Source organism: Bacillus cereus, from assembly GCF_015071065.1.
Taxonomy (GTDB): Bacteria; Bacillota; Bacilli; order Bacillales; family Bacillaceae_G; genus Bacillus_A; species Bacillus_A cereus_BA.
Map to the genome: position 1 here is coordinate 814,560 of NZ_VOVA01000001.1, position 13,727 is coordinate 828,286.

Here is a 13,727-nt window from a genome sequence, read left to right on the forward strand (position 1 = left end):
AAAGTGAAACTTTAATCAGTGGGGGTTTTATCCATCCCCCACTGATTATTAGCCCTCACCAATCGGGCTTTTACGGGCAGCCACCTAACTTCCTCGCATTCGCCAAATTTTGAGACGGGAGTCTTACTGCCCGTTAACGCGGGACAAATGTCACTCTTACTGAAGAGAGGAAATTACATGATGATATATCTAGATTATGCAGCGACAACACCTATGAGCGAAGAAGCTTTAGAAACATATGTAGAAGCAGCAAAGAAATATTTCGGAAATGAACAAAGTTTACACGATATCGGCGGAAACGCATCATCTTTATTACAAGTTTGTAGAGAAACATTTGCAGAAATGATTGGGGGTAAGGAACAAGGTGTATTCTTTACAAGCGGTGGTTCAGAATCTAACTACCTTGCGATTCAATCCCTTCTAAACGCTAGAAATGGGAAGCACATTATTACGACACCTATGGAACACGCATCGATTCGAAGTTATTTTCACTCCTTACAATCGCAAGGCTATACTATTACTGAGATTCCCGTTGATAAAAGCGGGATAATTCATTTAGTAGATTTAGAAGCAGCTATTACGGAAAATACTGTTCTAGCAAGTATACAGCATGGAAACTCTGAAATCGGGACCGTTCAAAATATTGCAGAGATCGGAGCACTTTTAAAAAAATATAATGTTTTATTTCATTCGGATTGTGTTCAAACGTTTGGTAAACTTCCAATAGACGTTACAGCGATGGAAATTGATAGTCTCTCTGTTTCAGCCCATAAAATATACGGACCAAAAGGAGTTGGAGCTTGCTATATAAACCCGCAAGTTCGCTGGGAACAAATATTCCCTGGAACTTCTCATGAAAAAGGCTTTCGCCCTGGTACAGTGAACGTTCCTGGAATCGCTGCTTTTTTAACAGCCGCAGAGCATATATTAAAGAATCAAAAGGAAGAGAGCTTTCGTTTTAAACAATTACGATCTTATTTTTTAGAGCAATTACAAACACTTTCTCTAGAAATTGAAGTGAAAGGACATTCTACTTCTTGTTTACCACATATTATTGGGGTTACAATAAAAGGAATAGAAGGTCAGTTTACAATGTTAGAATGTAACCGTCATGGTATAGCCATTTCAACTGGAAGTGCTTGCCAAGTCGGTAAACAAGACCCTTCAAAAACAATGCTTGCAATTGGAAAAACGTATGAAGAGGCAAAACAATATGTCCGCTTTTCTTTCGGACATCACACAACGAAAGAACAAATTGATACAACTATTCATGCACTACACACAATTGGAAATCAATTTTATAGAGGTGTTAAATCATAATGAAACAAAATGATCAAAAAAAGATTTTAGGCGAAGAAAGGCGACAACTCATCCTCGAGTGGCTTCTTGCTGCAAATGATCCGTTATCGGGGAATGAGCTATCTAAAAAGACAAACGTAAGTAGGCAAGTTATCGTTCAAGACATTTCCTTACTAAAAGCACGAAATGAACCAATTATTGCGACTGCACAAGGGTATTTATATTTAAAACCACAAACAAGGCAACAAGCTTTTGAACGCGTAATCGTATGCCAACATAAACCGGCAGAAGTACGTCAAGAACTTACTATGTTAGTTGACCACGGCGTTACGATTAAAGACGTAAAAGTTGAACATCCTGTATACGGCGACTTAACAGCATCGATTATGGTAAGTAATCGCTTTGATGTAGAGCAATATTTACAAAAAATCGAAAACACAAATGCTTCCTATCTTTCGCAACTAACAGATGGTATTCACTTACATACAATCGAAGCAGATTCTAAGGAGAAATTAGATGCGGCTTGTGATGCACTAGACCGCGCTGGATTTCTCGTTTATTAATGTAAAGCACAGAGGTTTTCATCATTCTCTGTGCTTTTTTAATGATATAATATTGTAATCAATTGTAAAGGAGATTAAACATGGGAATTGAACTCGTTCACTTTAGCACCGGTAAACCGAAACAAATGAAATATAACGAAGATAAAGAAATGATCACTGGTATATGTAAAGAGCCTACAGAGGAAGCTTTCCTCTCAAAGGATGGATTCCTTGGTGATGATGTAGCGGATTTAAAACATCACGGTGGACCTGACCGCGCTGTTTGTGTTTATCCATATGAACATTACGCACTATGGGAAGAAGAATTCCAAACAACACTTCCAGTTTCCACATTTGGCGAAAACATTACAGTAACAAATATGTTAGAACGTGATGTTTGCATCGGAGATACATATCAATTAGGTGAAGCAATTATTCAAGTTACACAAGCGAGAGTACCTTGTAGCACAATTTCAAAACGCCTTGATATTCCTGGCATATTACCACGCATTGTAGCAACTGGATACACTGGTTACCTATGCCGCGTTCTTCAAGAAGGTACTGTACGTAAAGATTCTAAAATCACATTACTAGAGCGTCCATCAAACAATGTATCTGTTTTGTTCTCTAACGAAATTTATTTTCATAATAGAAAAGATAGAAATGGTATTGAGAAGATTCTTGCTGTCCCTGAACTGGCTGATATTTGGCGTGGTCAGTTAGAGGATCGTCTTGCGAAGTTAAAATAAAGAATCCCACCTTCTGCAGGTGGGATTTTATTAATCTATCAAAATTTCATCTCTTGCTTCAATAGAATAGACAGCTTGCTCTGCCCCAAACCGATAATATGTTTGAATTAACTTCATACGTAACCTTTCTAAAAGTTTACGCGAAGGTATATTAGCCGTTTGTGTTACTGCAATTACTTTTGATAGTTGTAATTCATGAAAAGCATAACGGATTACCTCTTGAACTACCTCCGCTGCATAGCCTACTCTCCAAAACATCGGCAAAAATTGATAGGATACTTCAATCTCTTGCTTCACATCATTTGGATCGAGCGATACTACTCCAATGAATGTTTTTGTTTTCTTCTCCTTAACAATCCAATACCAACAGTTTTCTTCCGGGGATAACATATCATTCAAAACATCTCTAATCGACTCTTCTTCACGCGGTCCACCAAGATATTTTCTCACTTCTTCATTTAAATATAGTTCTCTTATATTTTCGTAATCTAATTCATGAACTGTGTCTAATAAACAACGTTTCGTTTCAAGCAAGTTTAACAGCTCCCTCACTTCTTACAACCAATAAGAAGAATAACTCCCCAGAACAGTAACAGAAAAGCCAAGTGCTTCAAGTTCCATCATTACGCCTGGCAATAATACATCATCGTACGCTTTGTCGACATCGATTAAGAAAAAGTAATTTCCAAGTCCTGTTTTCATCGGACGCGATTCGATTTTTGATAAGTTTAATTTTCTCCATGCGAAGGCTGATAACACTTGATATAACGCTCCTGCATAATCAGCAGGTAACGTTATCATAAGCGTCGTTTTCTCTCCGCGATTTTCTCCGTTGTTTGGGAGTACTGCTTTCTTTTTCTTATGCAGAACAAGGAAACGCGTATGGTTGTTTTTATGCGTATGAATGTCACGCCTTACAATTGTTAATCCGTACTTTTCTGCCGCTGCTTCATTTGCAATGGCGGCAACTTTTTCTTCAGAATGTTCTTTCACATATTGCGCAGCAGCGCTTGTTGATGTCATATCTCGAACTGTTACGCCTTTTAATTCCTCATTTAAAAATTTATGACACTGTGCAATGGCATGCGGATGAGAATGTACAGCGTATACTTCTTTCCACACTTCTTCGTACTGCGGGTGTACGAGTAAATGCTGCTGAATTGGTACTGTAATTTCTCCTACAATGGAAAGCGGCTGCTCATGTACGAGATAATCAACCGTTATATTAACTGAACCTTCTATGGCGTTCTCTAACGGTACGACCGCGAAATCTACATTTTCATTTGCAGCTGCATCAATACAATCTGGAATCGTTCGATACGGTACATGCTCTGCTTCCGGAAAAAAACGACTCACCGCCATATTTGTAAATGTTGCCTCTGGTCCTAAATACCCTACTCGAATCATCGTCTTTTCCCTCTCTTTTTCTTTTTCGTTTTCTTACTGTTATACCATAATTTTTTATATTCTTCTATGTAAATTTCGAATATTTAAAAAAGACTAGCATTCGCTAGTCTATATGTTTTCTATATTCTCTTTGAGCGAAGAAGAAATAGATGATACATGCAGCAATGTAAAACAAAATGAACAAGCCTACTTTTCTTAATGAACCTTCCATAAAGACCGTATTATGAAACGTATATAACGCAACTGCACTATGCATACTCCCTACTATAATTGGCGCAAAAAATAGCATACACAATTGCCAACGAGAAATCTTCCAAACTTCTTCCTTCGTCATTCCAAGTTTGGAGAGTGCCCCGTACTGCTTTCGATCCGATGCAATATTATGAAACCATTTAAAATATACGATACTACATGACGTAAGAAAGAATAATATGCTAATGAACGAACCGACAAATAGAGTAATCTCACCGAACGATTTCATATTCACATATAACTCCATATTACTTCGAAATGCATCATTTGCATCTTGTTTCATATGTTTCCGTAAATCTTCGTTTAATTCCTTCGTATTTTCGATATTTGGTAATGTATAACCTCTATATATCATTTTTTCAGAATCTGGAACCTTATTTGCTATACTGTCAAAATCTTCATCATTCATGACGAAAAACAGACCATTAATGTATGAAGGGTGATAGTTAAATTGTACCCCTTCTTTCTGACCGTTAAATGCGAATTGATACGTTTGATTCATTACTTGTAATTGAATCTCTTTTTGATTATATACATTTGGATGATTGCGTTTATTATAATAAACAAGTGTAACTGTTCCTTTTTTTGGGTGATACGCTTTCTGCTTTTGTTTTCTTGCCTCTTGATTGTATTCACTTTCCTTTATAAGCGGCACTATTGTTGTTTCTCCCTTATTGGACTGAAAGGATGCATACACTCCAACAAAACTCATATATTGAAAATCATCATATCCATATTGATGTAATAAGTTTTCAACCTTGTCTTTCTCGAAAACTTCATGAGCAGAAGTGCCTTTTTCTATGTATGAAAATGAGTGTACTCCTCCGCCACGCCACATATCTTGCATGCTAGAAAAATATAAGAACACCGTACCTGTCGCCGTAACGACAAACGTTGTTGCCATAGACAACAGAAAGAAAAAGCGACTATTTTCCTTCATTCGATGTGACAATTGATTCACTATAAATAAATACGGATATGTATACATAATCTTTTTATTTCGTTTTATCACTTCTAACAATTGGCTAACACCATGTGTAAAAGAAAAATACGTTCCAAAAAAAATAAGTATAGACACAGGGAAAAAGTATAATGCTATCGTTGGCATCGTCACTTGTAGCGCTAGCGCATATCCCGTTCCTAAACAAGCAAAGCCGAATAAACAAAGCCACTTTGATGTTTTCCTCTCTCGTTTATCTGTTCGAAATTCTTTTAATAACCGAATGATTTTTATATTCCATATACGTAAAGCACTTATAAAAGATAAGACAATAAAGACGATCATGTATGTAACAAACGTTACACCAATCGCTCTCATATCAAATATGACAGGGAGTTCTTTCGGAAGGCGAAGCAACATGCTAAATACCATAAAAAAGAGTTTCAAAAAGATCATGCCAAGCCCAATACCGAAAATATTAGCAAACATTCCAATCAATATTTGCTCGGTCATAATCACTCCTATTACGTTGGATTTCGTCGCTCCCATTAACATATATAATCCTAATTCTTTCTTACGTGCTTCTATGAAAATAGAAGTAGAATACAAAATAAATATGACGAAAAAGGAAATAATTATAACGTTACATATGATAAGTCCCCAGCGTACGTTTTGATACCACATCGTCTCTTGCATATACGGATGTACAATTACAGACATATATGCATAAGAAGCAAATATTGCAAAACAACTACTTAAGAAAAACACTTTATAATTACGCCAATTCCCCTTTATATTTTGCATCGCTAGTTGCCGAGTGTTCATCTACCGTCCTCCTGTAACTTACTACACACGTAAAAAGCTAGAGGTTTCCCTAGCTTTTTACGTGTTTTAAATATCCTCTTTGAGCGATCATAAAGTAAATGGCAGAAGCTAAAATATATGCTCCAATTACAATCGCACCTGATTTCCATAAATCGATATAAAGCATTTTTCCTAACGTATGAAGGGCAAATCCACTATGAATTGTACCGATTAAAATTGGGATAAAGAAGATAACACCCATTTGTCGAATTGCAATTTTACGAATTTCTTTATCTGTCATACCAATTCTTTTTAATGACTTAAATTGAATACGATCTTGTTCTTTATCATTAAACCATTTAAAGTATGTCATGCTACAAGCGAAGAAGAAGAACAGTACTGCTACGAAGAAACCGATAAACATTGTAATCGCTCCGGATTCTCTTATATCTTTATAAGCAAACACTGAATTTTTCAGTTCTCCTTGCTTTTCTGGCGCAATTTCCTTTTTTAAATCTAGCACAAGATTTTCGGTACTTTTCCAATCTTCAATATAATAACCATAATATTTCGTCTTTTCTCCATCCGGTACGAGCTTTGCATATTTCTCAAAATCTTGATCATTCACAATAAGATATTCGTCATCATTAAAAACAGAATATGAAGTTGGTTCATTTAACTGCACAGACTGTTTTTGCCCATTAATTGCAATTTCATATGGCTTCGTACGATCTATCTTCACTAGATCATTTGTCATATCACTCATGATCATCGTCGCACTACCTGGTGCATTATGAACTTCTCTAACTTCTTCCCTTTTTTGTTTGCGTACTTCCGCATTATATTCTTTCTCTGAAACAATCGCTGTTGGCACTTCATGTTCACTGTTAAAAAACGTTATTTTCTGCACTGCAGGTAGTTTTACGTAGTTTATTTTTCGTGCATCTTCAAACCCATTCTTTTTTAATAATCCTTGTACTTTTTCCTCGTCAATAATGGTATGCGTATTTATACCCTTTTCTTCATATGAAATAGCATGTGGCGTAAGGTCTACCGTTTTCGCACTCATATTTTCAAAATATACATAAAGCGTACCAACTGCTGAAGAAACAACTGCTGTAATGATAGAAATGACAAATAGAAAACGAGCATTATCTTTCATTTTATAAATAAGATTGCTAAGGACGAACATATTTGGATACGTATAAAAAGATTGTTTTCTTTTTTGCAATGCTTTTAATACGACTGTACTACCTTGTGTAAATAGTAAATACGTTCCGCCAATCGTCAATCCTACAATTGGTAAGAAATACATAATAAAATTCATAATTGTTACTTGGAAACAAAGTATATACGCCGCAATAATACAGCCTATACCGACTACACCTAACCATGTAAATGCAAAAGGCTCTACTTTTTGTTTTCTTGCTTCTCTTAATAAATCAATGATTTGCAAGCGTCCTACTGTCCAAACACTAAACAATGATAGGATTAAAAAGAGAATAAAGTATACACCAGCTGTAATAAGAATTGCTTTACTATTCCACACAAGCGGAAGTGTTTTATCAATCTTTAGTAAGACACTGAGTGCTTGGAAGAAAAGTTTTGAACAAAGCATTCCAATCCCAATACCTACTACAATTGCAATACTACCTAACATCAGTTGCTCTAATATAATCATTCGGCCGAGCTGAGGTCTCGTCCCACCTATTAATGTTAATAAACCGAATTCTTTTTTTCTTGCTCGTAAAAACGTTGAATTTGCATATAAAATAAAAAGTGCTGAGAAGATGACTACAATATAATTCATCGATTCTAACCCTTTTGTAATCATCGTCTTCATACTAATATTACCACTTACGACATCTGGATGATAAATGAAGGAAGCATACATGAAAAATACGACAATCGATAAACAACTACTAATAAGAAATGCTTTATAATTACGCCAATTTCCTTTTACGTTATTAAGCGCGAGCTGGCGAAAGTTCATGATATTCCCCCCCTAGCATCGCAAGTACGTCTAAAATCTCTTGGAAAAAGGCTTGCTTCGTTCTTCCTTTATGTATTTCTGAGAAAATCTCTCCATCACGTATGAAGAGGATACGTTCGCAATAACTAGCTGCTACCGGATCGTGCGTTACCATTGCAATCGTTACTTTCTTTTGCTCATGTAAATCTTGAAGTGCTCCCATTAATGATTTAGCTGACTTAGAATCTAAGTTTCCTGTTGGCTCATCCGCTAAAATTAATGTTGGTTCATGAATAATCGCCCTTGCAGCAGCTGCACGTTGTTGTTGTCCTCCTGATACTTCGTATACTTTTTTATTTAAAATTTCTTCGATGTTTAAAAACTTCGCAATTTCCAGTACTTTCGCATCAATTTCTTTTACAGACTTCTTCGCCATTACAAGCGGCAAAATAATATTTTCTTTAATGGATAACGTATCAAGTAAGTTGAAATCTTGGAAAATGAATCCTAAATGTGTACGGCGAAATTCCGCCAATTTTGCAGCACGCATTTGATTAATTTCTTCACCATTTACAAGTACATGACCTGAAGTTTGCTTATCAATTGTCGCTAATAAGTTTAAAAGTGTTGTTTTCCCACTCCCTGAAGGCCCCATAATTCCTACAAATTCGCCTTCTTCAATTTTAAAATTTATATCATTTAAAGCAGTCGTCGCTACTGAACCTTTTGATTGATACACCTTTGTTAACCCTTTTACTTCAAGAACACTCATTTCTAATCCCCCTACGTGTTTTCTTCTTACATTTACTATAAGAAAAATAAGAAAAAGAAACGAGTGATTTCCCTTACAAAACGTTTTGTTATCTTACAGTTTTGTCATTTTTCTCATTAATGTATGATATTCTTCATCTTTTGCAAATTGGAACGTAACTGTTGTTCCTTCCCCTTCAGTTGATTGTACATACATTCCATGATGTAAATTACCGCAAATTTCCTTCGTAATATATAAACCCATCCCTGTCGCTTCCCTTGTTTTACGGCCATTTACTCCCGTAAAGAACGGATCAAATATACGCTTTACATCTTGCTCTGGAATACCAATTCCATTATCCCTAATATGTAGTAATACCTTTTGATCCTTCTCTTCAATTTGAAATTGAATTTCTTTTTTCTCTGCTTCTGAAATTTTTGTATACTTAATTGCATTCACAACAATTTGGCTCATGGCGATACTAAGCCACTTTCTATCAGACGCAATCATACAAATCTCTTCTTCAAACATCATTTTCGGAAATACAGAAGATTGAATGAACGACTTTCGATTTTCATTAATAATATCTCGAATGACATCTATAACATTTACTACTTCTACTTTATAATCTTTCGAAAACTGTTCTAACCTTGCCATATGTAACGCTAAATCTAACCCATTTAAAATACGGTTATTTTCTTCACGAATACTTTCAATCGTTCTCCTTGCTTCACGGTGTTCCTTACCATATTTCTGTAACAATAATTCAATAACGGATACTGGTGTTTTCATTTGATGGATCCATTGGTTCATAAAAATCATTTGCTGTTGCTCTTTTGCATGCTGCTTATGAACTTCATTCATATATTGCTGCCTTAGCAACGTAAACGCTTCAACAACCAGTTCTTGCTCTGACGTATAAGAAGTATCAATAAGTAAAGAGTCATGTAATGTATGTCCACCCGTAATATACTGTTCTATTCTCTTTAAAAACACACTTCGTTTTCGGTAATCGTAAATAAGGTATACACTAAACACAACTGTCCCTAATAACAGTCCGTATAGCCATGTACTCCAGTCCAGCGAACGCTTTTCTAAAAGGCTTTGTAACTGCAATACGAGCCCAAATAAACAAAGGCTTATAATGTAAGAAAGGATTAAGGAAAAACGGTCTATGAGGTAACTTTTAACCTTCATGCCCTTCGCCCCACTCAGTAAGAAGAGCATAACCGTACCCACGCTTTGTGACAACTGCATTTTTAATACCTAACTCCTCAAGTTTCTTCCTTACACGCTTTACATTCACAGTTAATGTATTATCATCAACAAAAGCTACTTCATCCCATAAGGCCTCTAACAGCTCTTCACGTGTCACGTATTGATTCGCTTGTTTCATTAAACATTCTAATAAATAAAATTCATTTTTTGTCAGTTCAGTTTGTTGCCCCTGCCACTCAACAATATGCTGGGACGGGAATAACAACAGTCCATTTACACCTAAACAATCACTCTCAGCAGTAGAAGCATACTCACCATACCCACGGCGAAGTGCACTTTTCACCTTTGCCATTACGATATCTAAATGGAATGGCTTCGTAATGTAATCATCTCCGCCATTTTCAATCGCCATTACTTGATCCATTTCCCCCGTTCTTGCAGAAACAAAAATAATCGGCGCATTCGATACAGTGCGGATTTGACGACACCAATAGAAACCATCAAAGTACGGTAAATTAATATCAAGTAAAACGAGATGCGGATTTAATTTTACGAACTCATCTTTAATATGACGTAAATCGCTCGCTCTGAAAGATTGATATCCATATCTTTCTAAATGTTCCTCTAATATCTCTGCGATTTTTTCATCATCTTCTACAATTAATATTTTATACATGCTCTTTTACTCCCCATAAAATATTCTTCTAAAATCACTCCTTTTTCTATTATAAATTGAAAATTTGATTAGTGGGGATTTTTTCCTATATCAACTTATGGTTTATCTATACGAATCAGATCTTTACTGGACTCAAATAGCAAAAAAAAAGACCGCCATATTTCGGCAGTCTTAATCGATAAATTCAAATTGATATTCAAGGATTTTTACAATATCTCCGTCTGTTGCACCACGTGCACGAAGGGCTTCATCAATACCCATTCCACGCATTTGACGAGCAAATCGGCGTACAGATTCATCACGTGAGAAGTCTGTCATCTTGAATGTTTTCTCAATGTCATAACCAGAAATAACAAATGTACCATCACTTTCGCGTGTAATTTCAAAATTAGATTCAGATTCAAATTTGTACATTACACTTGCTTCAGATTCTTCTACATCATCGTACATTGGGAATTCTGGTGTTGTTTCTAATAAGTTCGCTACTTCAAATAATAAGTCACGAACACCTTGTTTCGTTACAGCTGAGATTGGGAAAATTTTTACTTCGTCTCCCAATTTCTCTTTAAATGCTTGTAAGTTTTCTTCTGCATCTGGCATATCCATTTTGTTTGCAACAACAACTTGTGGACGCTCAGTTAAACGCATATTGTATTCTTTTAGCTCATTATTGATTGTGACATAATCTTCATATGGCTCACGGCCTTCTAAACCAGACATATCGATAACGTGCACAATTACACGTGTACGTTCGATATGACGTAAGAATTGGTGTCCAAGTCCAACGCCGGAGTGTGCGCCTTCAATTAGTCCAGGAAGGTCAGCCATAACGAAGCTGCGGTTATCACCAGTTTCAACAACACCAAGATTCGGAACGATTGTTGTAAAGTGATATTCTGCAATTTTCGGACGCGCTGATGATACAACAGATAATAATGTAGATTTACCTACACTTGGGAATCCAACAAGTCCAACATCTGCTAGCACTTTAAGTTCTAGCGTGACATCACGTTCTTGACCTGGTTCCCCGTTCTCAGCGATTTCTGGCGCTGGGTTCGTCGCTGTTGCGAAACGTGAGTTACCACGGCCACCACGGCCACCTCTTGCGATTACAGCTGTTTGTTCATGCGTTACTAAATCGGCAAGAATTTCACCTGTTTTTTCATCTTTCACTATTGTTCCTGGTGGAACCTTTACGATTAAATCTTCAGATTTACGACCGTGCTGACCTTTACTCATTCCGTGCTGACCGCGATCAGCTTTGAAATGGCGTTGGTAGCGGAAGTCCATTAATGTACGTAAGCCTTCCTCAACAACAAAAACAACATCTGCACCTTTACCACCGTCGCCACCTGCTGGGCCACCTTTAGGTACATACTTCTCACGACGATACGCAACCATTCCGTTACCACCGTCGCCGCCTTTTACATATATCTTGACCTGATCTACAAACATTATTTCACCACACTTTTTTCGATTAGTTGTAATATAACTGAGACTTCTTCGTCTCGTACTGTATAAGAAATGGAATACCATTTATTGCTTTGGTTCGCAAGCCACGTTTGTAGTTCTTCTACATTCGTTAGCTTTCCACGAAAATCAAAAAAGAAACGAGCATTCTCCGCGTCACATTCAATTGTGATACAAACATAATTTTCAACATATACGTCTAAACTATGCTGAAGCATTAAGAAAAACTGATTCGTCCATGTACATACAGTCTCATCTAGATGAGATAAGTTATGTAATTTCCCTAATACTTCGTACTCCAATAAGCACGGTTGCTGTTTCCAATTATATGTTAAAATCCACTCTGAAAATAAAGGCATTGATAGCCCTATCAGATTGGATTCTTGTCTGGCTTCTTGGACAAAACGATCGATGAGCCTATGAATCTCTTCCACTTTTCCAAGAGAAAGATTTCCTTTAACCATCTGCAAACGATTGAGCCAATCATGTCTTGAATGGCGCAACGCATCTATAATTGTCCATTTTTCATTCATTTAGATACCCCTTAATATAGAAAAACTCTAACCTGCACTCAGGTTAGAGTTTTCCGTGAGTTCTTATGCTTCTTGAGCAACAGGATATACGCTCACTTGTTTGCGGTCACGACCAAGACGCTCAAAGCGTACTACGCCGTCAACTTTCGCGTATAAAGTGTCATCGCCACCACGACCAACGTTAACACCTGGATAAATTTTTGTACCGCGTTGACGGTAAAGAATTGAACCACCTGAAACCGTTTGACCATCTGCGCGTTTAGCACCAAGACGTTTTGACTGAGAGTCACGACCGTTCTTTGTACTACCTACACCTTTCTTAGATGCGAAAAACTGAAGATCTAATCTTAACATACGTTACACCTCCTGCACTTTTTCTATTAAACGGATATACTTTCCGTAATCAAGTTCAATCGTCTTAAGCGAAACAACCAATCCTTCTAAAAGTATCTGTGCTTTTTCTGCTGCATGAACGTCTAAATCATTAGGCAATTCATACGTTAAGAATCCGCCATCACTTCCGAGTTCAATAGTTGCCTGCACTTTACAAAGTTCTTCCACTGCATTTATAGAACCAAACACGACCGCTGTAGTTCCAGCACAGACAAGGTCTTGTCCATGTGGCGCATAATTGGCATGTCCAGTCATTTTAAATGATTGGATACTTCCTAATTTCGTGCGACTTATCGTAATCTTAATCATCTTAACCAGAATTAAGCGTTGATAGCTTCAACTACTAGCTTAGTGTAAGGTTGACGATGACCTTGTTTCTTACGATTGTTCTTTTTCGCTTTGTATTTGAAAACGATGATTTTCTTAGCGCGACCTTGTTTTTCAACTTTCGCAGTAACTGTTGCACCCTCTACAACTGGGCTACCAACTTTCACGTTTTCGCCACCAACGAAAAGAACTTTGTCAAAAGTAACAGTTTCACCAGCTTCAACATCTAATTTTTCAATGTAGATTGCTTGACCAGCTTCAACTTTAATTTGTTTTCCACCTGTTTCGATAATTGCGTACATACTTGCACCTCCTCTTAATTACTAAGACTCGCCAAAAACGAGGTAGACATACAATGTCTTTAAGGAACCTGTCTTGTGCGGTTGTAGCATAT

Annotated in this window: 15 protein-coding genes and 1 other annotated feature (1 of these 16 only partly in view); of the genes, 3 read left to right on the forward strand and 12 right to left on the reverse strand. The window is 36.7% G+C overall.

Going from position 1 to position 13,727, the window contains the following annotated elements; translation table 11 throughout:
* Positions 1-177: 177 nt before the first annotated feature.
* The 3 genes from FT637_RS04285 to FT637_RS04295 all read left to right on the forward strand — a co-directional run bounded on the left by FT637_RS04285 (position 178) and on the right by FT637_RS04295 (position 2,590).
* The gene (locus FT637_RS04285; RefSeq protein WP_193645249.1) at positions 178-1,320 is read left to right on the forward strand and encodes an IscS subfamily cysteine desulfurase; all 1,143 of its coding nucleotides are present in this window, start codon (positions 178-180) and stop codon (positions 1,318-1,320) included.
* Positions 1,320-1,862: a transcription repressor NadR gene (locus tag FT637_RS04290; RefSeq protein ID WP_193645250.1), complete on the forward strand. Its 543-nt coding sequence runs from the start codon at positions 1,320-1,322 to the stop codon at positions 1,860-1,862. Before FT637_RS04285 ends, FT637_RS04290 begins: the two co-directional genes overlap by 1 nt.
* An 80-nt stretch (positions 1,863-1,942) precedes the next feature.
* On the forward strand, positions 1,943-2,590 hold the full coding sequence (locus tag FT637_RS04295) for an MOSC domain-containing protein (RefSeq protein WP_193645251.1): 648 nt from the start codon (positions 1,943-1,945) through the stop codon (positions 2,588-2,590).
* Positions 2,591-2,620: 30 nt separating this feature from the next.
* Here FT637_RS04295 and FT637_RS04300 read toward each other — a convergent pair whose 3' ends face one another.
* From FT637_RS04300 to rplU, 12 genes are all read right to left on the reverse strand, one after another.
* Positions 2,621-3,124 (reverse strand): GNAT family N-acetyltransferase, encoded by a 504-nt coding sequence (locus FT637_RS04300; protein WP_193645252.1) that lies wholly within the window; start codon positions 3,122-3,124, stop codon positions 2,621-2,623.
* A gap of 21 nt (positions 3,125-3,145) precedes the next feature.
* Complete coding sequence (pheA, locus tag FT637_RS04305; protein ID WP_193645253.1) at positions 3,146-3,997, reverse strand: prephenate dehydratase; 852 nt, start codon at positions 3,995-3,997, stop codon at positions 3,146-3,148.
* Between the two features lie 103 nt (positions 3,998-4,100).
* Positions 4,101-6,014, reverse strand: a complete 1,914-nt coding sequence (locus FT637_RS04310; protein ID WP_193645254.1) for an ABC transporter permease — start codon at positions 6,012-6,014, stop codon at positions 4,101-4,103.
* A 49-nt stretch (positions 6,015-6,063) separates the two neighbouring features.
* Positions 6,064-7,986: an FtsX-like permease family protein gene (locus FT637_RS04315; RefSeq protein ID WP_193645255.1), complete on the reverse strand. Its 1,923-nt coding sequence runs from the start codon at positions 7,984-7,986 to the stop codon at positions 6,064-6,066.
* Positions 7,961-8,737, reverse strand: coding sequence for an ABC transporter ATP-binding protein (locus FT637_RS04320; RefSeq protein ID WP_070144986.1), 777 nt, complete (start codon positions 8,735-8,737; stop codon positions 7,961-7,963). Before FT637_RS04320 ends, FT637_RS04315 begins: the two co-directional genes overlap by 26 nt.
* A gap of 93 nt (positions 8,738-8,830) precedes the next feature.
* Positions 8,831-9,913, reverse strand: a complete 1,083-nt coding sequence (locus tag FT637_RS04325; RefSeq protein WP_193645256.1) for a HAMP domain-containing histidine kinase — start codon at positions 9,911-9,913, stop codon at positions 8,831-8,833.
* Positions 9,903-10,610: a response regulator transcription factor gene (locus FT637_RS04330; RefSeq protein WP_193645257.1), complete on the reverse strand. Its 708-nt coding sequence runs from the start codon at positions 10,608-10,610 to the stop codon at positions 9,903-9,905. Before FT637_RS04330 ends, FT637_RS04325 begins: the two co-directional genes overlap by 11 nt.
* Before the next feature lie 171 nt (positions 10,611-10,781).
* Complete coding sequence (obgE, locus tag FT637_RS04335) at positions 10,782-12,065, reverse strand: GTPase ObgE (protein ID WP_002015378.1); 1,284 nt, start codon at positions 12,063-12,065, stop codon at positions 10,782-10,784.
* Complete coding sequence (locus FT637_RS04340) at positions 12,065-12,613, reverse strand: Spo0B C-terminal domain-containing protein (protein WP_193645258.1); 549 nt, start codon at positions 12,611-12,613, stop codon at positions 12,065-12,067. The genes obgE and FT637_RS04340 overlap by 1 nt, the downstream gene beginning before the upstream one ends.
* A gap of 63 nt (positions 12,614-12,676) precedes the next feature.
* Positions 12,677-12,967, reverse strand: coding sequence for a 50S ribosomal protein L27 (gene rpmA, locus FT637_RS04345; protein ID WP_000944957.1), 291 nt, complete (start codon positions 12,965-12,967; stop codon positions 12,677-12,679).
* A 3-nt stretch (positions 12,968-12,970) separates the two neighbouring features.
* Complete coding sequence (locus FT637_RS04350; protein WP_070144990.1) at positions 12,971-13,315, reverse strand: ribosomal-processing cysteine protease Prp; 345 nt, start codon at positions 13,313-13,315, stop codon at positions 12,971-12,973.
* 11 nt (positions 13,316-13,326) lie between these two features.
* On the reverse strand, positions 13,327-13,635 hold the full coding sequence (rplU, locus tag FT637_RS04355; RefSeq protein ID WP_000270907.1) for a 50S ribosomal protein L21: 309 nt from the start codon (positions 13,633-13,635) through the stop codon (positions 13,327-13,329).
* Between the two features lie 14 nt (positions 13,636-13,649).
* Positions 13,650-13,727 (reverse strand) — a sequence feature (ribosomal protein L21 leader region); it runs 1 nt beyond the window's last position.